Annotated in this window: 19 protein-coding genes; 14 read left to right on the top strand and 5 right to left on the bottom strand. The window is 73.0% G+C overall.

The window, feature by feature from the left end; genetic code table 11:
* Positions 1-150: 150 nt before the first annotated feature.
* Positions 151-2,019 (bottom strand): translational GTPase TypA, encoded by a 1,869-nt coding sequence (gene typA / locus O7611_RS19000; RefSeq protein ID WP_269697328.1) that lies wholly within the window; start codon positions 2,017-2,019, stop codon positions 151-153.
* A 131-nt stretch (positions 2,020-2,150) separates the two neighbouring features.
* On the opposite strand from typA, the gene O7611_RS18995 reads away from it, so the two are divergent.
* Positions 2,151-3,596: a DedA family protein gene (locus O7611_RS18995; protein WP_269697327.1), complete on the top strand. Its 1,446-nt coding sequence runs from the start codon at positions 2,151-2,153 to the stop codon at positions 3,594-3,596.
* A gap of 32 nt (positions 3,597-3,628) precedes the next feature.
* Positions 3,629-4,498 (top strand): lytic transglycosylase domain-containing protein, encoded by an 870-nt coding sequence (locus O7611_RS18990; protein WP_194803194.1) that lies wholly within the window; start codon positions 3,629-3,631, stop codon positions 4,496-4,498.
* 70 nt (positions 4,499-4,568) lie between these two features.
* Here the strand turns inward: O7611_RS18990 and O7611_RS18985 are convergent, their stop codons facing one another.
* Positions 4,569-6,695: an MMPL family transporter gene (locus O7611_RS18985; protein WP_194803193.1), complete on the bottom strand. Its 2,127-nt coding sequence runs from the start codon at positions 6,693-6,695 to the stop codon at positions 4,569-4,571.
* A gap of 138 nt (positions 6,696-6,833) precedes the next feature.
* Between O7611_RS18985 and O7611_RS18980 the strand changes: the two genes are divergently transcribed.
* From O7611_RS18980 to O7611_RS18960, 5 genes are all read left to right on the top strand, one after another.
* A complete protein-coding gene (locus O7611_RS18980; protein WP_194803202.1) occupies positions 6,834-7,349 on the top strand; it encodes a MarR family winged helix-turn-helix transcriptional regulator in 516 nt (171 codons plus the stop codon).
* A complete protein-coding gene (locus tag O7611_RS18975; protein ID WP_194803201.1) occupies positions 7,346-9,001 on the top strand; it encodes a CocE/NonD family hydrolase in 1,656 nt (551 codons plus the stop codon). Before O7611_RS18980 ends, O7611_RS18975 begins: the two co-directional genes overlap by 4 nt.
* A gap of 170 nt (positions 9,002-9,171) precedes the next feature.
* Positions 9,172-10,080, top strand: a complete 909-nt coding sequence (locus tag O7611_RS18970; RefSeq protein ID WP_194803192.1) for a hypothetical protein — start codon at positions 9,172-9,174, stop codon at positions 10,078-10,080.
* A 97-nt stretch (positions 10,081-10,177) separates the two neighbouring features.
* Complete coding sequence (locus O7611_RS18965) at positions 10,178-10,750, top strand: ArsR/SmtB family transcription factor (protein ID WP_269697326.1); 573 nt, start codon at positions 10,178-10,180, stop codon at positions 10,748-10,750.
* The gene (locus O7611_RS18960; RefSeq protein ID WP_194803190.1) at positions 10,747-12,021 is read left to right on the top strand and encodes an MFS transporter; all 1,275 of its coding nucleotides are present in this window, start codon (positions 10,747-10,749) and stop codon (positions 12,019-12,021) included. Before O7611_RS18965 ends, O7611_RS18960 begins: the two co-directional genes overlap by 4 nt.
* A 49-nt stretch (positions 12,022-12,070) precedes the next feature.
* On the opposite strand, the gene O7611_RS18955 is transcribed toward O7611_RS18960, so the two are convergent.
* On the bottom strand, positions 12,071-12,274 hold the full coding sequence (locus O7611_RS18955; RefSeq protein WP_013287480.1) for a cold-shock protein: 204 nt from the start codon (positions 12,272-12,274) through the stop codon (positions 12,071-12,073).
* Positions 12,275-12,455: 181 nt separating this feature from the next.
* Here O7611_RS18955 and O7611_RS18950 point away from each other — a divergent pair, with 181 nt between their 5' ends.
* Both O7611_RS18950 and O7611_RS18945 read left to right on the top strand, forming a co-directional pair.
* Positions 12,456-13,130 (top strand): class I SAM-dependent methyltransferase, encoded by a 675-nt coding sequence (locus tag O7611_RS18950; RefSeq protein WP_194803189.1) that lies wholly within the window; start codon positions 12,456-12,458, stop codon positions 13,128-13,130.
* 98 nt (positions 13,131-13,228) lie between these two features.
* Positions 13,229-13,837 (top strand): DedA family protein, encoded by a 609-nt coding sequence (locus O7611_RS18945; RefSeq protein ID WP_194803188.1) that lies wholly within the window; start codon positions 13,229-13,231, stop codon positions 13,835-13,837.
* 45 nt (positions 13,838-13,882) lie between these two features.
* Here the strand turns inward: O7611_RS18945 and O7611_RS18940 are convergent, their stop codons facing one another.
* Complete coding sequence (locus O7611_RS18940; protein WP_269697325.1) at positions 13,883-14,536, bottom strand: MBL fold metallo-hydrolase; 654 nt, start codon at positions 14,534-14,536, stop codon at positions 13,883-13,885.
* Between the two features lie 8 nt (positions 14,537-14,544).
* Complete coding sequence (locus O7611_RS18935; RefSeq protein ID WP_269697324.1) at positions 14,545-15,261, bottom strand: maleylpyruvate isomerase family mycothiol-dependent enzyme; 717 nt, start codon at positions 15,259-15,261, stop codon at positions 14,545-14,547.
* A gap of 238 nt (positions 15,262-15,499) precedes the next feature.
* Here O7611_RS18935 and rsgA point away from each other — a divergent pair, with 238 nt between their 5' ends.
* From rsgA to O7611_RS18910, 5 genes are all read left to right on the top strand, one after another.
* Positions 15,500-16,579 carry a ribosome small subunit-dependent GTPase A gene (gene rsgA, locus O7611_RS18930; RefSeq protein WP_194803185.1) on the top strand — a complete coding sequence of 360 codons (1,080 nt, stop codon included), beginning with the start codon at positions 15,500-15,502 and terminating at the stop codon, positions 16,577-16,579.
* A 209-nt stretch (positions 16,580-16,788) separates the two neighbouring features.
* On the top strand, positions 16,789-19,731 hold the full coding sequence (gene uvrA, locus O7611_RS18925; protein WP_194803184.1) for an excinuclease ABC subunit UvrA: 2,943 nt from the start codon (positions 16,789-16,791) through the stop codon (positions 19,729-19,731).
* Positions 19,732-19,831: 100 nt separating this feature from the next.
* On the top strand, positions 19,832-20,320 hold the full coding sequence (locus O7611_RS18920) for a Rieske (2Fe-2S) protein (protein WP_194803183.1): 489 nt from the start codon (positions 19,832-19,834) through the stop codon (positions 20,318-20,320).
* An 83-nt stretch (positions 20,321-20,403) separates the two neighbouring features.
* The gene (uvrC, locus tag O7611_RS18915; protein ID WP_194803182.1) at positions 20,404-22,356 is read left to right on the top strand and encodes an excinuclease ABC subunit UvrC; all 1,953 of its coding nucleotides are present in this window, start codon (positions 20,404-20,406) and stop codon (positions 22,354-22,356) included.
* Between the two features lie 682 nt (positions 22,357-23,038).
* On the top strand, positions 23,039-23,695 hold the full coding sequence (locus tag O7611_RS18910; protein WP_194803181.1) for a C39 family peptidase: 657 nt from the start codon (positions 23,039-23,041) through the stop codon (positions 23,693-23,695).
* Positions 23,696-23,710: the final 15 nt, after the last annotated feature.

Genomic DNA, 23,710 nt, shown 5'->3' with positions numbered 1-23,710 from the left:
GAACTGCCGCCAACCTCATGATCGACCGGCGACCGGGCGGAGATGGGTGAGCGGGTGAGCGGGTGAGTGGGGAGGAGGCGGTGGGAAGGGGGGAGCCCGGTCCGCTGAGGGCGGGCCGGGCTCCGGGTGGGGCTTATGAGCGGTGGTGGGTCAGCCGGCGTGCTTGCGGCGGGCGGCGGCCCGGCCACGCTGCTGCTGGTCGAGCACCACCTTGCGGATGCGCACCGCGGCCGGGGTGACCTCGACGCACTCGTCCTCGCGGCAGAACTCCAGCGCCTGCTCCAGGGACAGCTTGCGCGGCGGGATCAGCTTCTCGGTCTCGTCGGCGGTCGACGAGCGCATGTTGGTGAGCTTCTTCTCCTTGGTGATGTTGACGTCCATGTCGTCGGAGCGGGAGTTCTCACCGACGATCATGCCCTCGTACACCTCGGTGCCCGGCTCGACGAAGAGCTGGCCGCGCTCCTGGAGGTTGGTCATCGCGAACGCGGTGACCGAACCGGCGCGGTCGGCGACCAGCGAGCCGTTGTTGCGGGTGCGCAGCTCGCCGAACCACGGCTCGTACGACTCGAAGACGTGGTGCAGGATGCCGGTGCCGCGGGTCTCGGTGAGGAATTCGGTCCGGAACCCGATCAGGCCGCGCGCCGGGACCAGCCACTCCATCCGGATCCAGCCGGTGCCGTGGTTGACCAGCTGCTCCATCCGGCCCTTGCGGGTGGCCAGCAGCTGGGTGATGGCGCCGAGGTACTCCTCCGGGGCGTCGATGGTCAGCCGCTCGACCGGCTCGCAGGTCTTGCCGTCGATCTCCTTGGTGACGACCTGCGGCTTGCCGACGGTCAGCTCGTAGGACTCGCGGCGCATCTGCTCGACCAGGATCGCCAGGGCCAGCTCGCCACGGCCCTGCACCTCCCAGGCGTCCGGCCGCTCGGTGGGCAGCACCCGCAGCGAGACGTTGCCGATCAGCTCCTTGTCGAGCCGGTCCTTGACCATCCGGGCGGTGACCTTGGCGCCCTTGACCCGGCCGACGAGCGGCGAGGTGTTGGTGCCGATGGTCATCGAGATGGCCGGCTCGTCCACGGTGATCAGCGGCAGCGGCACCGGGTTCTCGGCGTCGGCGAGCGTCTCACCGATCATGATCTCCGGGATGCCGGCTACGGCGATGATGTCGCCCGGCCCGGCGGAGTCGGCCGGCTTGCGCTCCAGGCCCTCGGTCATCAGCAGCTCGGAGATGCGTACCCGCTGGGTGCTGCCGTCGGTGCGGCACCAGGCCACGGTCTGGCCCTTGCTGATGGTGCCCTGGCGAACCCGGCACAGCGCGAGCCGGCCCAGGAACGGCGAGGCGTCGAGGTTGGTGACGTGGGCCTGCAGCGGCGCGTCCTCGTCGTACGCGGGCGCGGGGATGGTGTCCAGCAGCGTGCGGAACAGCGGCTCCAGGTTGCTGCTGTCGTCCGGGACGGCGCCGTCGGCGGGCTGGGTCAGCGAGGCGATGCCGTCGCGGGCGCAGGCGTAGACGATCGGGAAGTCGATCTGCTCCTCGTCGGCGTCCAGGTCGAGGAACAGCTCGTACGTGTCGTCCACGACCTCCTTGATCCGGGCGTCCGGACGGTCCACCTTGTTGATCACCAGGATGATCGGCAGCCGGGCGCGCAGCGCCTTGCGGAGCACGAACCGGGTCTGCGGCAGGGGGCCTTCGCTGGCGTCGACGAGCAGCACCACACCGTCGACCATGGTCAGGCCGCGCTCGACCTCGCCGCCGAAGTCGGCGTGACCGGGGGTGTCGATGATGTTGATGGTGACGGGCTCCGAGCCGTCCGCCGGCATGTACCGCACGCCGGTGTTCTTGGCGAGGATGGTGATGCCCTTCTCGCGCTCGAGGTCCATCGAGTCCATGACCCGCTCGGTGGTCTCACCACGGGCGCCGTAGGCGCCGGCCTGCCGCAACATGGCGTCGACCAGGGTCGTCTTGCCGTGGTCGACGTGGGCGATGATGGCGACGTTGCGGAGGTCGGTGCGTAGCTGCATACCCTCCATACTCCTGTCTGCGGTTGCCGGGGCACGCCTCGGGGTCACCCCGAGACAACCCGGATCTGCGTCGAAAGTGCTGTGCCGACCGTTCCAGCGACTGGCATGCTGACACCCGTGCGGGGTGCCCGATGCCTGACCTGCTGAGCTGGCTGCAGGAGCTGCCGCCCCTGCTGATCTACGTGGCCGCCGCGGCGATCGTCGCGGCGGAGACCGCGGTGATCGTCGGGCTGCTGATGCCCGGCGAGGCGACCCTGCTTCTGGTCGGCTTCCTAGCGTACGCGGGGACGCTGCGCCTCGCGCCCGTGCTGGTGGCGATGACCGCCGCCGCCGTGATCGGAGACACACTCGCGTGGCGGGCCGGCCGCCGCTACGGCCCCCGTCTGCGTGCCTCCGGGGTGGGTGCCCGGATCGGCGCGCACCGGTGGCGGCGGGCCGACTCGCTGCTGGAGCGCCTCGGCGGCCGGGGTGTGCTCGCGGCCCGCTGGATCGCGTTCGCCCGCACGCTGGCGCCCCGGCTCGCCGGGTCGGCCGGGATGCCGTACCGGCGGTTCGCGCCGTGGAACCTGGCCGGGGTGGCGAGCTGGGTCGGCGCCTCGGTGCTCGCCGGCTACCTCGCCGGTGAGTCGTACGAGCGGGTGTCGAAGCTGCTCGGCCGGGCCACCGGCGCGGTGCTGGTCCTGCTGCTGTGCCTGCTCGCCGTGGTGCTGGCCGGCCGCTGGCTGGGCCGCAACCCGGACCCGGTACGCGCGCTGGCCGCACGGGCCGCCGCGTTGCCGCCGCTGCGCTGGCTGCGGGCCCGGTACGGGGTGCTGTTCTTCCTGGTCGCCATGCGGGTCGGCCCGGCCTGGACGCTGCTGTTCAACCTGGCGCTGGGGCTGGCGCTGCTGTTCGTCGCCGGGCTGGCCGTGGCGGTCCTGCTGGAGGCGGTGGTCGCGCAGAGCGGGCTGTACGTCCTCGACGGGCTGGTCGCCGGCTGGTTCGCCGCCCGGCGTACCCCCGGGGTGGACGACACGGCGCTGCTGGCGGTGTCGGTGTTGCGCGGCTGGGTGCTGATCGCCGCGGTGGCGGTGGTGGCCGCCGTGGTCGCCCGGCGCGGCCGGGCCTGGCGGGCGGACCCGCTCGGGGTGCTGGGGACCGTCGGGGCGGCCGTGCCGCTGGTGTTGCTCGTCGTCGTCGCGGACCTGACCGGCCCGGGCGGCCCGGACCGCCCCGGTGACCTGTTCCCGACGCAGAACGCGGTGGTGACCGCGAGCTTCGGCACGCTCGCCTGGCTGCTGTCGCGCGGCGCCCGCTGGCCGGTGGGCGCGGCGGTCTGGACGGTCGCGTCGGCGGGCGTGGTGACTGTCACCGGCGCGCGGCTCTACCTGGGCTTCAGCACGGCGAGCGGCACCGTTACCGCGGTCCTGCTGGGCGTCGCCTGGACCACCGTGTTCGTGGTGGCGTGGGCGACCCGGGACCGCCTGGCCGACCGGGACGAGCGACCGGCCGGCGCGGTGGCGGGGGAGTCGCCGCCCCGGCCCCGGCGGCGCCGGTCCGCGTTCCGGGTACCCCCCGGACCTGTCGATCCTTGCTAGGGTGCGCCGACGGGGGACTACGGGGAGGTCCGATGCGGCGAGGACTCGGCCGGTGGGCCGTGACAGTGGTGGCACTGGTCGCGGCGGCCACGCTCACGGCGTGCGGCGAGGAGGAACGGCCGGTCCGGGAGGTCGCTGCGGACCTGCCCACTGCGGCCCCGGCGGACCAGCCGCAGGAGGCGCCCGCCGACGCGCCGAGCGAGGAGCCACCGGCGGTCGCGGCGATGGGCGGACGGCCCAGCCCGAGCGCGTCGGCGAAACCGAAGCCGCGGGCGAAGCCGTCCCGCACGTCGACGGCGCCGCTGGCCCGGCCGAAGCCGCCGACCGAGACCCAGGTGCCACCGGCGCCGCCGAAGCCGGCCGACGACGGCTGCAAGCCGAGCTACCGGGGCACCAAGGCCAGCCAGAGCCAGGTGAAGGCGGCGCTCGCCGACGCCGCGGCGCGGACCTACTGGCCGACCTCGGCGCCGGACATCCGCATCCCGTCGGCGCTGCTGAAGGCCACCGCCTGGCAGGAGAGCGGGTGGCAGTCCAACATCATCGCCTGTGACGGCGGGGTCGGGCTGATGCAGGTCATGCCGGCCACGGCGGAGTGGATGAACCAGCGGTTCGGCCAGTCGTACGACATCGACGCCTACCGGGACAACGCCTACCTGGGCGGCACCTACCTGGCCTGGCTGACCAAGTACATCGGCGACATGTACTTCGAGTCCGACTACCGGCTCGACGCCTCGCTGTGCACCAGCGAGCTGAACTCCTGCCTGCTCAACGCCGTGATCGCGGCCTACAACTACGGGCACGGCGCGGTGGCGCGGGAGGATCAGCCGCTGACCATCCCCAACCCGCAGTACGTGCGCAACGTGCGGGCGCTGATGACCGAGTGCGAGTGCCTGAGCTTCTGAGCGAACCGACGAACGGGCGACCGGACGAACGGGCGGGGGCCGGCGTACGCGCCGGCCCCCGCCCGTCCGGTCAGTCCCGCGCGGCGACCGGCTCGGCCGGCGTCGTGGCGGGCGCGTCGGCGTCCCGCTTGATCCGTCCCGGCCACCAGAACCGGTCACCGAGCAGGAACGCCAGCGCCGGCACCAGCACCGTCCGGACCAGCAGCGTGTCCAGCAGCACACCGATGCAGACGATGATGCCGATCTGGGTGAGCGTGATCAGCGGCAGCACGCCGAGCACCGCGAACACCGCGGCCAGCAGGATGCCGGCGCTGGTGATCACGCCGCCGGTGACCCGCAGCGCCGACAGCATCCCGTCGCGGGTGCCGGTGCGCCGGGCGTCCTCCCGGGCCCGGGTGACCAGGAAGATGTTGTAGTCGACGCCGAGCGCCACCAGGAACACGAACGCGAGCAGCAGCACCCCGCTGTCCAGCGCCGGGAAGTCCAGCACGTGGTCGAAGAGCAGCCAGGCCGCGCCGAGGCTGGCGAAGAACGAGGCGATGACTGTCAGCACCAGCAGCAGCGGCGCCAGGAGCCCGCGCAGCAGCAGCACCAGCACCGCGCCGACCAGCAGCAGGATCAGCGGCAGGATCAGCTTGAGGTCCTTGGTGTTCGCCTCGTTCGAGTCGTACGTCGCGGCGACCGAACCACCGACCAGGGCACCGCCGGGGGCGTCCGCTCCGTCCACGGCGGGCGGTGCCGAGTCCGGTACGGCGGCCACGGCGTCGCGCAGCGCCACCACGGCCCGGTCGGAGGCGGCGCTGCCCGGCTCGGCGGTGAGCACCACGTCGATCTGGGCGACCCGGTCCCCGGCGGCGCCGGGCCGGGCCGAGGCGACCCCGTCGACGCCGCCCGCCGCGGCCAGGACGGCCTGAGCGGCCTGCGGGGTGGTGAGCACCGCGACCGGCTGGGTGCTGCCGGCCGGGAACGCCCGGGCGAGCGTCTCGGCTCCGGCGACCGCCTCGGGCTTCTCGCTGAACTGCTCGGTCTCGGACAGCCCGGTGCGGATGCCCAGGCCGCCGAGGGCGAGGCCGGCGAGCAGCAGGACGGCGAGCGCGGCGACCGGCAGCGGCCGGCGGACCACCATCTCGCCGAGACGGCCCCAGATCCGGCCCTCGCGGGCGGCGCTGCCGACGCGGGGGACGAACGGCCAGAACAGGCCCCGGCCGAACAGCAGCAGGGCGGCGGGGAGCACGAAAAGGGCGGAGAGCATGGCGAGGATCACACCGGTGGCGCAGGCCAGGGCGAGCGCCCGGTTGGTCTCCTGCTCGGACAGCAGCAGCGTGAGCACGCCGAGGACGACGGTGCTGCCACTGGCCAGGATCGGCTCGGCGGTGCGGCGCAGCGCCGAGCGCATGGCGGCGAACCGGTCCTCCTCGCGGCGCAGCTCCTCCCGGTAGCGGGCGATGAGCAGCAGCGCGTAGTTGGTGGCGGCACCGAACACCAGCACACTGGCGATGCCCGTGACCTGCCCGCTGGGCAGGTAGATGCCGAAGGCCGGGACGAGGGACTCCACCACGCGCAGCGTGATCTGCTCGGTTGCGCCGACGACCAGCAGAGGCACCAGCCACAGGAACGGGCTGCGGTAGGTGACGAGCAGCAGCACCGCCACCACGGCGGCGGTGACCAGCAGCAGCGTGGTGTCCGCGCCCTGGAACACCTTGCCCAGGTCCGCGGTGAACGCCGGGCCGCCGGTGACCTCGACGGTCAGCTCGCCGGGCAGGTCACCGACCGCCTCGCGGAGCTTCTCCACCTCGTCGACCACCGCCGACGGGCCGCCCTCGGTGGACAGCGGCACCGCGACCAGCGCCACAGTGCCGTCCGGGGAGACCTGGGCGGGGGAGACCCGGCCGCCGGCGGCGAGCGAGTTCAACTCGCCGCCGAGGCCGTCGAGCACGCTGCGGTCGGCCCCGCTCAGCGGAGCCCGGTCGGCGCGGCTGACCACCACCAGGGCGGTCTGGGCGTCCTTGGAGGGCAACTGCTCCTGGAGCCGCTCGACCTGTGTCGACTGCCACTCCACGGACAGGCCGGTGTCGGAGACGGGCGCCGGATTGTCCGGCTTCGGAAGCCCGAAGGCGACCACGCCGACGACGAGTGCGGCGGCCAGCGTGAGCCAGGCGGCCAGCCGGCCCCGGACGACGCGGGTGAACAGAGACATCTGATGCCCTCACATATTGGTCGCGGGGGATTCTCTCTAAACGAGTATCTTGATGAGCGAGATTATCCGGGGTGGTTCTATGCTGCAACCGGAACTGTTCGACAGGGGGGGTGGCGGCAAGCGGTGGCGGCGCACAGGATGTACCGGCGACGCGACGACCCGCGCGGTCGCATGGTCGCCGACATCACAAACGACCTGCGCCGCTACTCGGTCGACGCGCAGCACATCGGGCACGCGTTCGCCGGGCTGCACGGGCTCAACGCCACCGACCTGTACGCCCTGATCGCGGTCATGGAGGCCGAGCTGGTGGGCGACCCGATCACCCCCGGCCGTCTCGGCGAGGCGCTCAACCTCTCCTCCGGCTCCGTGACCGCGCTCGTCGACCGGCTGGAGCGCGGCGGCCACATCCGGCGCGACCGGGACACCGCCGACCGCCGCAAGATCCTCCTGCACTACGCCGACCGGGGCGCCACGCTGGCGCAGAGCTTCTTCGGGCCGCTCGGCCGCCGTACCGACGAGGTGATGGAACGCTTCAGCGACGACGAGCTGGCCGTGGTGCACCGGTTCATGGCCGAGATGGTGCACTCCATGCGTACCCACCGGGACGAGATCCGCGCCGCGCCCCGCCGTGGCGCCGGGTCCGGAGACGCCTGATCGTGCGGCTCGCCACCCGGGCGGCCACCGCGGCGCTGCGACTGCCCGCCGCCCGCACCGGGCGGGTCACCGTCACCCGGGACATCCCGGTCCGGGTACGCGACGGAGTGACGCTGCGCACCGACCACTACGCGCCCGGCCTGCCCGCCGCGCCGTGCGTGCTGATCCGCACCCCGTACGGGCGCGGCGGACCGGTCCGGCTGCTGGGCCGCCTGATCGCCGAGCGGGGTTTCCACGTGGTGATCCAGTCGTGCCGCGGCACGTTCGGCTCCGGCGGCGAGTTCGCGCCGCTGGTGCACGAGCGCGACGACGGTCTCGACACGCTCGACTGGCTGCGCCGCCAGCGGTGGTGGACCGGCGCGTTCGGCATGTTCGGCGCCAGCTACCAGGGCTTCGTGCAGTGGGCGCTCGCCGCCGAGGCGGGCGACGAGCTGCGCGCGATGGTCGCCGTGGTGACCGCTTCGGGCACCCGCGACTCGACGTACGCGGGGGAGTCGTTCGCCCTCGACACGGTGCTCACGTGGGCCGAGCTGCTCCAGGCGCAGACCGTGCCCTGGCTGGCCCGGCAGTGGGAACTCAAGCGCGGCCAGCCCCGCCTCGCCCGGGCCCTGGCGCATCTGCCGCTGGCCGAGGCCGACCGGGTCGCCACCGGCGTCACGGTGCCGTTCTTCCAGGAGTGGCTGCGCCACCACACGCCCGGCGCCGACTACTGGCGTACCCGGGTCTTCGGCGACCGGATCACCGAGGTCCGCGCCCCGGTGGCGATGGTCAGCGGCTGGCAGGACATCTTCCTGCCGGCCCAGCTCGACGACTACGCCCGCCTGCGGGCCGCCGGGACGCGTACCCGCCTGGTCGTCGGGCCGTGGACGCACGGCAGCCCGGGGCTGCTCCTGGCGTCGCTGCGGGAGGGCCTGGACTGGCTCGACACCCACCTGGCCGGGCGGCCCGGGCCGGACCGCGCGCCGGTGCGGGTGCACGTCGGCGGCGACGGCGGCGGCTGGCGCGACCTGCCGGACTGGCCGCCACCGGCCACCCCCGCGCGATGGCATCTGCGATCCGCCGGCGGGCTGGCCCCGGAACCGCAGGAGCACGGCGCACCGGACCGGATCTGGTACGACCCGGCCGACCCCACCCCGTCGCTCGGCGGCCCGCTGCTGGTGGCCCAGCGGGCCGGCGCGGTGGACAACCGGCCGGTCGAGGCGCGCCCGGACGTGCTGACCTACACCACTGAGCGGTTACGTGAGCCGGTCGAGGTGGCCGGGCCGGTACGCGCCGAGATCCACCTGCGCAGCGAACTGTCGTACCTGGACGTGTTCGTGCGTCTGTGCGACGTGGACCGGCGCGGGCGCTCGTGGAACGTCTGCGACGGCCTGGTCCGCGTCGAGCCAGGCCGGTTCCCGCGCGATCCGTCCGGCGTGGTCACCGTGCCGGTCACGCTCTGGCCCACGGCGTACCGATTCGCGCCCGGGCACCGGCTGCGCGTGCAGGTCTCCGGCGGCGCTCACCCGCGATACGCGCGCAATCCCGGCACCGGTGAGCCGCTCGGCACCGCCGTGACCCTCCGTGCTGGATGGCGGGAGATCCTCCACGATCGCGAGCATCCCTCGGCACTGGTGCTGCCGCTCGTTCCGGCACCGTCCACAGCGGGCTGATAGTTCAAAAAACCGCTTCTGAGCTGGGCACTTCTGCCTAACCGTGGTTAAGCTCGGAGCAAGTGCCCGGTGCCGTGCAGTTATCCGGCGGGGCGCGTCCGCGGATCGCATGTCATCACGCGGTGTGATTTTCGTGCCCTCGCCGGTCATCGATCGGAAGGGGATCTGTCATGACGTCGGCCCCGGCGAACCTGCTGGCCGTCCGGAATCTCTTACTCACCTACCTCAACGTCGACAAGAACGCCGTACGCGCCGACGACCTGGAGCCGGCGGAGGTCGGCATCGTCGGAGACGTCAACCACCGCGGCGGCTACCACTGCGGCTCCGACCGGGTCGTCACGAACGACTACTCGGTGGTGGAGTCCAACCGGGACCGGTCGGGGCTCACGCTGTACGCGTCGGCGCTGGACGTCGGCACGTTCTCCGTCCGCTCCGGTGGCGGCACGCACAATCTGCGGACGTTCTCCACCTGGATGGTGGCGCAGTGCGTGGCGAACGCCGCGGACACCCGGGACATCCGGGAGGTCATCTACTCGCCGGACGGGCGGACCGTACGCCGCTGGGACCGGCTGGGACGGCGCACCGGCGGCGACAGCAGCCACCTGTTCCACACCCACTTCAGCTTCTTCCGCGACTCCACGAAGGCGGGCCGGGACCAGACCCCGCTGTTCCGCCGCTATCTGACCGCGATCGGGATGATCGCCATCGCGAAACCGGAGGACGACATGGAACAGACCGACAAGCTCATCCGCGACACCGGCGCCAAGAACCGTACCGTCGGCGACGTCCTGGCCGACCTGCAGAACCTGCGCAACTGGCTCATCTCGCCGGCAAACACCACCGGGCTGGTCAATCCGCCGATGGCGAACTCGCCGTTGCAGCAGATGCTGGCGATGCTGCGCGCCTGGCCGGCGCTGGTGGCGCAGGTGAACGAACTGTCCGGCAAGGACTTCACCGACGAGGAGCAGATCGTCTCCGGGGTGCTGGCCGGGCTGCCGCCGGAGAAGATCGCCGAGGCCATCCCGCCGCAGATCGCCCGGGACGTCGCCGACGAACTGTCCCGGCGGCTGACCGCCTGACCGCCCGGCGCCGCGACCGTCGCGTCGCGGCGCCGCGGTCCGGGCAATTCGGCAAGAGCTGTTGCGCAACAGCTCTTGCGAATGCCAGACTCGCCGCATGGAACCCACCGTCCGGCAGGTCACCGACTCGCGGGTGCTCGCCGCGCTCGCCCACCCCCTGCGCCGCCGGCTCATGGACGTCCTCAAGGTGTACGGCCCGTGCACCGTCGGCATGCTCGCCGAGCACACCGGCCAGGCGCCCGCGAACGTCAGCCACCACCTCAAGGTGCTCGCCGCCGCCGACCTGCTGGTCGAGGCGCCCGAGCTGGCCCGCGACCGCCGGGAACGCTGGTGGCGGCTGCGCGACCGCGGGGTGCGCTGGTCCAACAGCGACTTCGACGACGACCCGGCGGCCCGGCTGGTGGCCGACGCGGCCAGCTCGCTCAACCTGGAGCGGCACGCCGAGCTGGTCCGCGCCTGGCACGCCGCCTCCGACGAGGCCCACGCCGCGTGGGGCGAGGGGCCGTTCAGCACCGACAAGTGGCTGCACCTGACCCCCGACGAGCTGGCCGAACTCAGCCGCGAGGTGATCGCGCTGTTCGCCAGGTGGGCCGACCGGCCGGTGCCCGAGGACGGGCAGCGCCGCGAGCCGGTCTTCGTGTTCGCCCACGGCGTGCCGGGCCGGCCGTGACCGCTCCCGCGCGCACCTCCGGGCCGGTCGAGGTGCCGCCCGCCCGGCTGTCCCGGCACCGCGACTTCCGGCTGCTCTGGACCGGTCACACGGTCAGCGCCGTGGGCAGCAACATGACCGCTGTGGCGCTGCCGCTGGTCGCGGTCGCGGTGCTCGACGCGACCACGTTCCAGGTGGCGGTGCTCACCGCCGCGGCCTGGCTGCCGTGGCTGCTCGCCGGCCTGCCGGTCGGGGCGTGGGTCGACCGGGTCCGCCGCCGGCCCGTGATGATCGCCGCCGACCTCGCCGCCGCGGCGCTGTTCGCGAGCGTGCCGGTGGCCGCCCTGGCCGGGCTGCTCACCGTCGGGCACCTGCTGATCGTGGCGCTCGGCGCCGGCCTGGCCCGGGTCTTCTTCGAGACCGCCGACCAGGTCTACCTGCCCACGCTGCTGCGTCCCGAGCAGGTGCCCGAGGCCAACGCGCGGCTGCACGCCACCCAGACGGCGAGCTACCTGGTCGGGCCGGGACTGGCCGGTCTGGTCGCCCAGCTTGTCGGCGCGGTGACCGCGGTGGCGCTGGACGCGTTCAGCTTCCTGCTGTCCGCGCTGTGCCTGCGTCGCATCCGTGCCTCCGAACCCCGCCCGCACCGTCCGGCCGGGTCGACGTCGCTGCGCCGCGAGGTCGCCGCCGGGCTGCGGTTCGTCGTCCGCGACCCGTACCTGCGGGTTCTGACGGTCTTCGGGGCGGCGAGCAACATCGGCCTCACCGGCTACCAGGCGGTGCTCGTGGTGTTCCTGGTCCGCTCGGCCGACCTTCCGGCGGGCCTCGTCGGCCTCCTGATCGGACTCGCCAGCCTCGGGGGCGTGATCGGCGCCGCGCTCGCCGCGCGCCTGTCCCGCCGGCTCGGCAGCGCCCGTACGCTGCTGGTCGCCGGCGTCCTGACCGGCCCGCCCGCGCTGCTCATCCCGCTCGCCGGACCCGGCGCGCGCACCGGCTGGCTGGTGCTCGGCGGGGTGCTGGTGAGCCTCGGCGTCGCCGTCGGCAACGTGGTGAAGGGCAGCTTCCGGCAGACGTACACGCCGCACCGGCTGCTCGGCCGGGTGACGGTGAGCATGCATCTGCTCAACTACGGCACCATTCCGCTGGCCGCTCTGCTCGCCGGGGCGCTGGGCGCGGTCTGGGGGCCGGGCGGCGCGATCCGGGCGATGACCGCCTGGCTGGCGCTGACCCCGCTGATCCTGCTGGCCGGGCCACTACGGAAACGGCGCGACCTGCCGGCCGCGCCGTCCTGAGGATGCACTGCGGCGGCGGTCGGATCCCGACCGCCGCCACCGGCACGCGTTACATCGGACGGACGTTGTCCGCCTGCGGGCCCTTCTGGCCCTGGGTCACCTCGAACTCGACCTTCTGGCCCTCGTTCAGCTCGCGGTAGCCACTGCTCTGGATGGCCGAGTAGTGGACGAACACGTCCGGGCCTCCGCCGTCCTGCTCGATGAAGCCGAAGCCCTTTTCCGAGTTGAACCACTTGACCGTGCCGGTTGCCATGCGTCTCTCCCTGTTCCAATGCGGGCGAGCATCGGCTCCGCGGCCGGTGATCGCCCTGTACCACCCCGACAGTAACCGTCCGGACCGGAATCCGCTGCCGGAAGCGCGCGGCGCGCCCGTGAATACGTGCGGGACCGGAAAAAGACCCCGCCGCCGGGCGGGGCGCGGCATGCTTGCCCCGATGAGCAGGCAGACGGCTCTGGCCGACCTGGAGCAGGAGATCGCGGCGCCCGGCGCGGGGCCGGACCGCCTGCGCCTGGTCGGTACGCCGTTCGTGCCGGAGGTGCGTCTGCACCTGGCCGAGGACGCCATCCTGTGGTGGGCCCGGATGGAGGCCGCCGCCGGGCGGTCGCTGCCGCCGCCGTACTGGGCGTCGGTGTGGGCCGGTGGGCAGGCGCTCGCCCGGCACCTGCTGGACCACCCGGAGCTGGCCGCCGGGCGACGGGTGCTCGACCTGGGCGCCGGATCGGGGCTGGTCGCCATCGCCGCCGCGCTCGCCGGCGCCGACGAGGTGGTCGCCAACGACATCGACCCGTACGCGGTGGCGGCGGTCACCGTCAACGCGCGGGCCAACCGGGTCCGGGTGACGGCCGACGGCGCCGACCTGCTCGACGGGGTGGCGGGCGCCGACCTGCTGGTGGCAGGGGACGCGCTCTACGACGCGGGCCTGGCCGCCCGGGTCCTGCCGTACCTGCGGCGCTGCGCCGCACACGGCGTACAGGTGCTGGTCGGCGACCCGGACCGGGGCCACCTGCCGCCGGACGGGCTGGAACTGGTGGCCAGCTATCCGGTGCCGACCACGGAACCCTACGTCGACTCCCCGGTACGCCGGGTGCAGGTGCTCCGCCCCCGCTGACCCGCCTGACCCTAGGGGTCTCCCCGGCCGGGTGTCGGGGACCACTGGGGGATCATGCCCGATGTGCCGGCGTGCCCCCGCCGCATAGCGTGCAGCTCATGAACGAACTCGTGGCCGCCGCCGGTGAGCTGCCCACCACCCTGCTGATGGGGCTGCTCGGCGTGGTCATGCTCGCCGACGCCGTACCCCTGATCGGGGTGCTGGTGCCCGGCGACGCCGCGGTCCTCGCGGCGGTCGGCGCGGGTCGTCCGGCCGGTGGGGCGTTCACCGTCGCGGCGGTGGTCGCGGGCTGCCTGGCCGGCTGGTCGCTGAGCTTCTTCGCCGGCCGGCGCTGGGGCGGGCGGCTGCGGGACAGCCGGGTGGGCGGCTGGATCGGCGAGTCCCGCTGGGCCGCCGCCGAGACGCTGCTGCACCGCGGCGGCGGACGGATCGTGCTGGTGGCGCCGTTCCTGCCGGTGTTCAACGCGTTGCTGCCGCTGGCCGCGGGCGGGCTGCGGATGTCGTACCGGCGGTTCCTGGTCTGCGCGGCGGCCGGAGCCACCGCCTGGGCGGGGCTCTACGTGGCGCTGGGGCTCGCCGCACGGGCACTGACCGGCCTGCTGCCCGCGGCGCTGAACCCCACGGTGCTGACCATGGCGGTCGGGCTGCTGCTGGCCGGCCCGGTGCTGCTCGCCACCCGGCGGCGGCTGCGGGCGGTCACCGGCTGACCGCGCCCGGCCCGGCCGTCACGGGGGAGGCCGGACCGGGCGTGCTCACCAGCCGCGTGCGCGCCACTGCGGCACCGCGGGCCGCTCGGCGCCGATGGTGCTGTCCTTGCCGTGGCCCGGGTAGAACCAGGTGTCGTCCGGCAGCCGGTCGAAGAGCTTGGCCTCGACGTCGTCGATGAGCCGGCCGAAGCGCTCCGGGTCCTGGTCCGTGTTGCCCACGCCGCCCGGAAAAAGTGAGTCACCGGTGAAGAGGTGCGGGGTGCCGGCCGGGTCGCGGTAGAGCAGCGCGATCGAGCCCGGCGTGTGCCCGCGCAGGTGGATGACCTCCAGCGCGCAGTCGCCGACCGGCACCGTGTCGCCGTCGGCGAGCCGCTCGGCGGAGATGGGCAGACCCTCGGCGTCGTCGGCGTGGACCAGCGCGCGCGCCCCGGTCTTGGCCACCACCTCCTCCAGCGCGACCCAGTGGTCCATGTGCTGGTGGGTGGTCACCACGGCGGCCAGCCCGCCGTCGCCGGCCAGCTCCAGCAGGCGCGGCGCCTCGTTCGCGGCGTCGATGAGCACCTGCTCGCCGGTGGCGTTGCAGCGCAGCAGATAGGCGTTGTTGTCCATCGGGCCCACCGACAGCTTGGTGACGGTGAGCCGGTCGAGCTCGCGCACGGCCGGCGGACCGCCGGGCGTGACGTCTCCGGTGTAGGTCATGACGATGTTCAGATCCATTCCGGTGGGTTCGGCAGAGGACCGTCGGGTTCGACGGTGAGCAGCTCGCCCGCGCCCCGGCCGGTGAGCCAGGCGGCGAGTTCCGGCGCGGGGCCGGTGACCGTGGGCGCCCCCTCGGGGTCACCCACGACGAGTTCGGACGCCGCGCCGTCGAAACGCAGCACCATGGCCGGCGCGGCCGGGTTACCGGCCAGCCCGGTCACCACCTCGTGCAGCAGCCGCTGGGCGAACGCGTCCGGCCAGTCCGCGGGCCGGTAACCGGCCGCCAGGTCGACGTGGTGCACCTCGACCTCGCGCAGCCTGCCCCAGACCAGCATCGCCGCCGGCCAGGGGCCGCGCCGGGTCTGCACCGTGGCGCCCCACGCGTCGGCGGGCATCGCCGCGACCGCCGCGTCGAAGCGCTGGCCGCTGCGGCGCAGGTCGTCCAGCAGGTCGGCCGGGCCGCGCCCGGCGCCGGCGTCGATGTCGTCGGCGCGGGCCTGCGCCGAGGCGTACATCGGGATCTCCTCGCCGGTGCGCGCCGAGGTGAGCAGGTTGACGAACCCGTCGGCGTTGCGGGCCAGGTGGGTGAGCACGTGCGCGCGGGACCAGCCCGGCAGCAGGGAGGGCGCCGCGACGTCCGCGGCGGTCAGGCCGGACACGGTACGCAGCAGCCGGTCGTTCGCCTCGGCCAGCGGGCCGGTCAGCAGCAGGGGGTCGGCGGTCATCGCGTTCTCACCCGTCCGACCCTAGCGGGCCGGACCGGGCCGTGCCCGGGGGGAAATCGCTTTCGGCGCGTCGGCGGGACACCTACCGTCGGGGCCGACGACATCGGACCGGCGCCGCACGCGCCAGGCGTCCACGTCGTCGCGAACGCGGCACCGGGAGTCGGAGGGGAGGTGGTGTGCATGCCGGTCGCAGCGCGTGTGTTCCGCCGTATCTCCCCTCGACACCGATGAGGACACCATGACTCTCGATCTGACCGCCCTCGGCTGGGACGCCGGCTGGGCGGACCGTCTCGACCGGCGCGCCGGCCACCGTCCCGGGCGGGTCGCCCGGGTGGACCGGGGCGTCTGCACCGTGCTGTGCCCGCAAGGGCCGGTGCGGGCCAGCCTCGGCGGCGGCGTGCTGTCCGCCGCCGCCCGCGACCTGACCGCGCTGCCCTGCGCGGGTGACTGGGTGCTGCTGTCCACCTGGCCGGACGGCCCGGTCACGGTGGAGGTGGTGCTGCCGCGGCGTACCGCGCTGGTGCGGCGCACCGCGGGCAAGGACTCCAGCGGCCAGGTGCTGGCCGCCAACCTCGACGCCGCCGCGGTGGTCGAGCCGGTGCACCCGGAACCGGACGCCGCGCGGATCGAACGGCTGCTCTCCCTGGCGCACGAATCCGGGGCGGAGCCGCTCGTCGTGCTCACCAAGGCCGACCTGGCCGCCGACCCGGCGGCGGTGGCCCGGCAACTGGCCGACCTCGCGCCGGGGGTGCCGGTGCTGCCGGTCAGCGCCGAGCGGGGCACCGGCCTGGCGCCGCTGCGCCGGCACGTCGCCCCGGGCCGCACGCTCGGCCTGCTCGGCCCCTCCGGGGCCGGCAAGTCGAGCCTGGTCAACGCGCTGGCCGGGGCGGACGTGATGCGCACCCAGGCGATCCGCCGGGTCGACGGCAAGGGCCGGCACACCACCACCTGGCGGTCGCTGGTGCCGCTGCCGGGTGGGGGAGCGGTGCTGGACACCCCCGGGGTACGGGCGGTCGGCCTGCTCGACGGCGCGGCCGGGCTGGACCGGGCGTTCGCCGACATCACCGAGCTGGCCGCCGGCTGCCGGTACGCCGACTGTGCCCACGACGCCGAGCCGGGCTGCGCGGTGCGGGCCGCGCTGGACGACGGCGAGCTGCCGGTGCGCCGCTGGGAGAGCTGGCGGCGGCTGCAGCGGGAGATCGAGCACGAGGGCGGTCGCCGCGCGGCCCGGCTGGCGGCCGAACGGCGGGGAGGATGGCGGGCCGGTCGGCGACGCACCGGACGTCCGGCGACTCCGCCCGCTCCCGGGGCATTCTGAGCCGGCCCGGGCCGGTCGGGTGGACCTGCGTGGTTCGCGCCCGACCGGCCTGAGCTGGGGGAATGTTCGCGCGACGGAAGTTGTCATACGTCGGGGCTAGAGTTGCCGGGGCGTCTTCTCTGCGCCCCCGACAACCTGTGAAAACCACCCAGACCCGGCGTCTGGTGCACAGATCCGCCTCATATTCTTCTTCCGGGAGCACACGCACCGTGGCCGACCGACTGATCATCCGTGGCGCGCGCGAGCACAACCTGCGTGACGTCAGTCTCGACCTGCCCCGGGACGCCCTGATCGTCTTCACCGGGCTCTCCGGTTCGGGCAAGTCGAGCCTGGCGTTCGACACCATCTTCGCCGAGGGGCAGCGCCGCTACGTCGAGTCGCTGTCGTCGTACGCCCGGCAGTTCCTCGGCCAGATGGACAAGCCCGACGTCGACTTCATCGAGGGCCTCAGTCCCGCCGTCTCCATCGACCAGAAGTCCACCTCGCGCAACCCCCGCTCCACCGTCGGCACCATCACCGAGGTCTACGACTACCTCCGCCTGCTGTTCGCCCGCATCGGCGAGCCGCACTGCCCGATCTGCGGCGAGCGGATCTCCAAGCAGAGCCCGCAGCAGATCGTCGACCGGGTCCTGGCCATGGCCGAGGGCACCCGGTTCATGGTGCTCGCGCCGGTGGTGCGCGGCCGGAAGGGCGAGTACGTCGACCTGTTCGCCGAGCTCCAGGCCAAGGGCTACGCCCGGGCCCGGGTCGACGGCGTGGTGCACCCGCTGACCGAGCCGCCGAAGCTCAAGAAGCAGGAGAAGCACACCATCGAGGTGGTGATCGACCGGCTCAGCGTCAAGCCCAGCGCCAAGCAGCGGCTGACCGACTCGGTCGAGGCCGCGCTCGGTCTCTCCGGCGGCCTGGTGCTGCTCGACTTCGTCGACCTGCCGGAGGACGACCCGGCCCGGGAACGCCGCTACTCCGAGCACCTGGCCTGCCCGAACGACCACCCGCTCGCGATCGAGGACCTGGAACCCCGGGTCTTCTCCTTCAACGCCCCGTACGGCGCCTGCCCGGAGTGCACCGGCCTCGGCACCAAGAAGGAGGTCGACCCGGAGCTGGTCATCCCCGACCCGGAGCGCACGCTGCGCGAGGGTGCGATTCAGCCCTGGGCCACCGGGCACAACCTCGAATACTTCCTGCGGCTGCTGGAGGCGCTCGGCGAGGCCGAGCACTTCGACATCGACACCCCGTGGCGGGCGCTGCCGTCGCGGGCGCAGAAGACGATCCTGCACGGCTCCGACGACCAGGTGCACGTGCGCTACCGCAACAAGTACGGCCGCGAGCGCTCCTACTACACCGGCTTCGAGGGTGTGGTGCAGTGGATCGAGCGTCGGCACACCGACACCGAGTCGGAGTGGTCCCGGGACAAGTACGAGGGTTACATGCGGGACGTGCCCTGCGCGGCCTGCGGCGGCACCCGGCTCAAGCCGGAGGTGCTCGCGGTCACCCTGGCCGGCAAGAGCATCGCCGAGGTCTGCAACCTCTCCGTCGGCGAGGCGGCCGACCTGCTCGCCGGCATCGAGCTGACCGACCGGCAGAAGATGATCGCCGAGCGCGTGCTCAAGGAGATCAACGCCCGGCTGAAGTTCCTGCTCGACGTCGGTCTGGACTACCTCTCGCTGGATCGCCCGGCCGGCACGCTCTCCGGCGGTGAGGCCCAGCGCATCCGGCTGGCCACCCAGATCGGCTCCGGCCTGGTCGGCGTGCTCTACGTGCTCGACGAGCCGTCGATCGGCTTGCACCAGCGCGACAACCACCGGCTCATCGAGACGCTGCTGCGGCTGCGCGGCCTGGGCAACACGCTGATCGTGGTCGAGCACGACGAGGACACCATCCGGGTGGCGGACTGGATCGTCGACATCGGCCCGGGCGCGGGCGAGCACGGCGGCAAGATCGTGCACAGCGGGTCGGTGCCGGCGCTGCTCGACAACACCGAGTCGGTCACCGGGGCGTACCTGGCCGGGCGCAAGGCCATCCCGACGCCGGCCGGCCGCCGGCCGCAGACCCCGGGCCGCGAACTGGTGGTGCACGGCGCGCGCGAGCACAACCTGCGCAACCTCACCGTGAGCTTCCCGCTGGGCCAGCTCATCGCGGTCACCGGCGTCAGCGGCTCGGGCAAGTCGACGCTCGTCAACGACATCCTCTACACGGTGCTCGCCAACCAGATCAACGGTGCCCGGCTGGTGCCCGGCCGGCACACTCGGATCACCGGCCTGGAGAACGTGGACAAGGTCGTCGGCGTGGACCAGTCGCCGATCGGGCGGACGCCGCGCTCCAACCCGGCCACCTACACCGGCGTCTGGGACCACATCCGCAAGCTGTTCGCCGAGACCACCGAGGCCAAGGTCCGGGGGTACGGCCCGGGCCGGTTCTCGTTCAACGTCAAGGGCGGGCGCTGCGAGGCGTGCTCCGGCGACGGCACGATCAAGATCGAGATGAACTTCCTGCCGGACGTCTACGTCCCCTGCGAGGTGTGCAAGGGCGCGCGCTACAACCGCGAGACGCTCGAGGTGCACTACAAGGGCAAGACGGTCGCCGAGGTGCTGGACATGCCGATCGAGGAGGCGGCCGAGTTCTTCTCCGCCATCCCGGCCATCCACCGGCACCTCCGGACGCTCGTCGACGTCGGCCTCGGCTACGTCCGCCTCGGCCAGCCCGCGCCGACGCTGTCCGGCGGCGAGGCGCAGCGCGTCAAGCTCGCCTCCGAACTCCAGAAGCGCTCCACCGGCCGCACCGTCTACGTGCTCGACGAGCCCACCACCGGCCTGCACTTCGAGGACATCCGCAAGCTGCTGATGGTGCTGGAGGGCCTGGTCGACAAGGGCAACACGGTCATCACCATCGAGCACAACCTCGACGTGATCAAGACGGCCGACTGGCTCATCGACATGGGCCCGGAGGGCGGTCACCGGGGCGGCACCGTCATCGCCACCGGCACGCCGGAGGAGGTCGCCGAGGTGCCGGAGAGCCACACCGGGCAGTTCCTGCGGCCGATCCTCAAGCTCGACGGCGAGGCCAAGGGCGCCAAGGCGGCCACCACCCGGGCGGCGAAGGCCAACGGCAGCGCCAAGTCGCGGACCCGCAAGGTCCCCGCCGGGGCACGCTGACCGGCGTCCTTCAACGCGGCTCCCGGTTCGTTGACGCGTCAATATGAACCGTGCCGCAAGCTGGTGCGTGTTCCGCAGTAAGCCGAGAGAGAGGCCGGACATGAGTGATGATCAGGCGCTGACCCGACCGTTCACCCAGAGCCGCCGCAGTCTGCTCGCCGGAGCCGGCGCGGTGGGCGCAGCCGTGGTGCTCGCGGGCTGCGGCAGTGACGACGACGCGTCCCCCGGGGCGGCCCCGACCAGCGGCGGCCCGCCCGGCGCCACCGCGACCGGCGACGCGGGCGGCGGCGACCGGGACGGCAGCAGCGCGCTGGCGCGCACCTCGGACATCCCGGTCGGCGGCGGCGCCGTCTTCGCCAGCCAGGGTGTGGTGATCACCCAGCCCGAGGCCGGCCAGTTCAAGGCGTTCGACCCGATCTGCACGCACCAGCGCTGCCCGGTGTCGAACGTCGACGGCGGCACGATCAACTGCACCTGCCACAACAGCCGGTTCTCGATCGTCGACGGCTCGGTGAAGGGTGGCCCGGCCACCAAGCCGCTCGCGGCGAAGGAGATCAAGGTCGACGGCGACCAGATCAAGCTGGCCTGACCCGTTCCGCGCCCCCGTCGGCACGCCGTCGGCGGGGGCGCGGCGACGGTCGCGTGTCAGGGGTGCGGACTAGGCTTGACGCCGTGGCTGACCCCTCGACCTACCGTCCCGCGCCCGGCACCATCCCGGAGTCGCCAGGGGTCTACCGCTTCCGCGACGGCACCGGCCGGGTGATCTACGTCGGCAAGGCGCGCAACCTGCGCAGCCGGCTCAACTCCTACTTCGCCGACCCGGTCGGCCTGCACCAGCGCACCCGGCAGATGGTGTTCACCGCCGAGTCGGTCGACTGGATCACCGTCGCCACCGAGGTCGAGGCGCTCCAGCAGGAATACACCTGGATCAAGCAGTACGACCCCCGGTTCAACGTCCGCTACCGCGACGACAAGTCCTACCCCTATCTCGCGGTCACGCTCGACGAGGAATACCCGCGGTTGCAGGTGATGCGCGGGGTGAAGCGCAAGGGCGTGCGCTACTTCGGGCCGTACTCGCACGCCTGGGCGATCCGCGAGACGCTCGACCTGCTGCTGCGGGTCTTCCCGGCGCGGACCTGTTCGTCCGGGGTGTTCAAGCGGGCCGGCCAGGTCGGCCGGCCCTGCCTGCTCGGCTACATCGGCAAGTGCTCGGCGCCGTGCGTCGGCAGCGTCACCGCCGAACAGCACCGGGAGATCGTGGACGGCTTCTGCGACTTCATGGCCGGCCGCACCGACAGCATGGTCCGGCGGCTGGAGAAGGAGATGCTCGACGCCAGCGAGCAGCTGGAGTTCGAGCGGGCCGCCCGGCTGCGCGACGACGTCGCGGCGCTGCGCCGGGCGATGGAGAAGCAGACGGTGGTGCTCGGCGACGGCACCGACGCCGACGTGGTCGCGTTCGCCGACGACCCGCTCGAAGCCGCCGTGCAGGTCTTCCACGTGCGCGGCGGCCGGGTGCGCGGCCAGCGCGGCTGGGTGGTGGAGAAGACCGAGGAACTGACCACCGGTGACCTCGTGCACCACTTCTGCACCCAGGTGTACGGCGGCGAGCAGGGCGAGGCCGATGTGCCCCGCGAGCTGCTCGTGCCCGAGTTGCCGGGCGACGCCGAGGCGCTCGCCGACTGGCTCACCGCCCGCCGGGGCAGCCGGGTGTCGCTGCGGGTGCCGCAGCGCGGCGACAAGCGGTCGCTGCTGGAGACCGTCGAGCGCAACGCCAAGGACGCGCTGGCCCGGCACAAGCTCAAGCGGGCCGGTGACCTGACCACCCGCAGTCAGGCGCTCGACGAGATCGCCGACGCGCTCGCCATGAACACCTCACCGCTGCGCATCGAGTGCTTCGACGTGTCCCAGATCCAGGGCACCGACGTGGTCGCCAGCATGGTCGTGTTCGAGGACGGGCTGCCTCGCAAGAGCGAATACCGCCGGTTCATCGTGCGCGGCGCCACCGACGACCTGTCGGCCATGTCCGAGGTGCTGCGGCGGCGCTTCGCCCGCTACCTCGACGCCCGCGCCGAGACCGGTGAGCTGGGCGAGGAGACCGCCTCCGACCCCGACCGGCCGGGCATCGACCCGACCACCGGGCGGCCGCGCAAGTTCGCGTACCCGCCGCAGCTCGTCGTGGTCGACGGCGGCCCGCCCCAGGTCGCCGCCGCCGCGAAGGCGCTCGCCGAACTGGGCATCGACGACGTGGCGTTGTGCGGGCTGGCCAAGCGGCTGGAGGAGGTCTGGCTGCCCGACGACGAGTTCCCGGTGATCCTGCCGCGCACCTCCGAGGCGCTCTACCTGCTGCAGCGGGTCCGCGACGAGGCGCACCGGTTCGCCATCACGTTCCACAGGCAGCGGCGTTCCAAGCGGATGACCGAATCCGCGCTTGACAACATCCCCGGCCTCGGCGACGTACGCCGCAAGGCGCTGCTGCGGCACTTCGGCTCGTTGAAGCGGCTGTCGTCCGCCACCGTGGAGGAGATCACCGAGGTGCCCGGGGTGGGCAGGCGTACGGCCGAGGCGATCCTGGCCGCACTGGACGGCTCCCCAGCCGACGCCCCCACGGCCGCCCCCCGTTCCTGACCCTTCTCTTGCTCGCGCCTGCCGTCGTAGGCCCCGGCCGGTGTCCAGCGTGCGTCAACAAACGCCCGTTGTCCGGTCCGCCGGCCCGCCACCACCGTCGCTGCCGTGGGTGGAACGCCGTGGGTGTCTCCGCCCGCCTTTGACACCTACGACGTTCCAGCCACGCCTGTTCCTGATGGGCGAAACCGCCATCCCGTCCCCTGATCTTGCAGTTGGTGCCCAACAAGTGCCCGATTTGCGAGGCTTGTCGGGCGCCAAACTGCAAGATCGCCGTGCGCGTGCACCGCGCGAAGGCGCCGCCCAGCGCGCCCTGGGACCGGTGTCCGGTTTGCCGGGGTGGCGCGTTGTGGTCGGCGCCATGCTCACGGCGGAATCGGGGGTGGGGTGCAGGCGTTGTACATGGCTGACCGCCCAGGCACCAAGTCGAGCGCCGGACACCGGTCCGCCGAGGCGCCCGGATTGGTCAGGGAATCGGTCCGGCCCGGTCGTCGTTACATCCCCGAGCGACGGGCACCGCCGTCCCGGAATGACCCCGGCCCGGTGGTCGTTATATCCCCGAGCCGCGCAGAGCAGGCCCTCCGGGCCGCCCGCGTGCCGCCCGTCCGACGGGCACCCCTCAAGACTTTCCCCCTTCGCGGCACCCCCTGCCGCGCTTATCCCCCACTTCAGGGAGGCAACCATCATGGCTACCACTCTGCTGCGTAAGACCGTTCTGACCGCTGCCGGTATCGCCGCCACCACCGGAGGCATCGCCGGCCCCGCGATCGCCGCCCACGCCGCCCCGGCCGAGCGCACCGCTCAGATCACCACCGACCGTAAGGGCCACGGCGAGCGGGAACTCGACGTCCGCTACGAGGCGCAGCCCAACTTCTACTTCTGCGGCCCCGCCGCCGCCCGCAACGCCCTGTCCGTACAGGGCAAGAACATCGACGTGCACGCCATGGCCCGCGAGATGGGCACCACCGAGGCCGGCACCAACTCCATCAACGACATCACCCCGGTGTTGAACAAGGAGACCGGCGCGAAGGACGCCTACAAGTCGGTCGAGATCAGCACCCCCAAGGCCGACGACAAGCAGACCGACAAGCTTCGCGCTGACGTGGTCAAGACCGTCGACGCCGGCCGGGCCGTGGTCGCCAACATCGCCGGCACCGCCACCGACACCGACGGCAACACCCACTCCTTCGAGGGCGGCCACTACATCAGCGTCATCGGCTACCGCGACGACGGCAAGACCGTCACCATCGCCGACAGCGCCGACCCGAACACCGCCACCTACCGCATGAGCATCGACAACCTCGCCGACTGGATCGCCACCCGCGGCTACAGCACCAGCTGACCAACCGCCGCACCA

Source organism: Micromonospora sp. WMMC273, from assembly GCF_027460285.1.
GTDB classification, from domain to species: Bacteria; Actinomycetota; Actinomycetes; order Mycobacteriales; family Micromonosporaceae; genus Micromonospora; species Micromonospora aurantiaca.
The sequence above is the reverse complement of the archived record's forward strand: the minus strand, read 5'-3'. Positions and strand labels throughout refer to the sequence as shown.

Bases quoted from the DNA above. Each gene is read 5' to 3' on its own strand.
- typA (WP_269697328.1), bottom strand. From the start codon at position 2,019: ATGCAGCTACGCACCGACCTCCGCAACGTCGCCATCATCGCCCACGTC.
- O7611_RS18995 (WP_269697327.1), top strand. From the start codon at position 2,151: ATGCCTGACCTGCTGAGCTGGCTGCAGGAGCTGCCGCCCCTGCTGATC.
- O7611_RS18990 (WP_194803194.1), top strand. From the start codon at position 3,629: ATGCGGCGAGGACTCGGCCGGTGGGCCGTGACAGTGGTGGCACTGGTC.
- O7611_RS18985 (WP_194803193.1), bottom strand. From the start codon at position 6,695: ATGTCTCTGTTCACCCGCGTCGTCCGGGGCCGGCTGGCCGCCTGGCTC.
- O7611_RS18980 (WP_194803202.1), top strand. From the start codon at position 6,834: ATGTACCGGCGACGCGACGACCCGCGCGGTCGCATGGTCGCCGACATC.
- O7611_RS18970 (WP_194803192.1), top strand. From the start codon at position 9,172: ATGACGTCGGCCCCGGCGAACCTGCTGGCCGTCCGGAATCTCTTACTC.
- O7611_RS18965 (WP_269697326.1), top strand. From the start codon at position 10,178: ATGGAACCCACCGTCCGGCAGGTCACCGACTCGCGGGTGCTCGCCGCG.
- O7611_RS18955 (WP_013287480.1), bottom strand. From the start codon at position 12,274: ATGGCAACCGGCACGGTCAAGTGGTTCAACTCGGAAAAGGGCTTCGGC.
- O7611_RS18950 (WP_194803189.1), top strand. From the start codon at position 12,456: ATGAGCAGGCAGACGGCTCTGGCCGACCTGGAGCAGGAGATCGCGGCG.
- O7611_RS18945 (WP_194803188.1), top strand. From the start codon at position 13,229: ATGAACGAACTCGTGGCCGCCGCCGGTGAGCTGCCCACCACCCTGCTG.
- O7611_RS18940 (WP_269697325.1), bottom strand. From the start codon at position 14,536: ATGACCTACACCGGAGACGTCACGCCCGGCGGTCCGCCGGCCGTGCGC.
- O7611_RS18935 (WP_269697324.1), bottom strand. From the start codon at position 15,261: ATGACCGCCGACCCCCTGCTGCTGACCGGCCCGCTGGCCGAGGCGAAC.
- rsgA (WP_194803185.1), top strand. From the start codon at position 15,500: ATGACTCTCGATCTGACCGCCCTCGGCTGGGACGCCGGCTGGGCGGAC.
- O7611_RS18920 (WP_194803183.1), top strand. From the start codon at position 19,832: ATGAGTGATGATCAGGCGCTGACCCGACCGTTCACCCAGAGCCGCCGC.
- O7611_RS18910 (WP_194803181.1), top strand. From the start codon at position 23,039: ATGGCTACCACTCTGCTGCGTAAGACCGTTCTGACCGCTGCCGGTATC.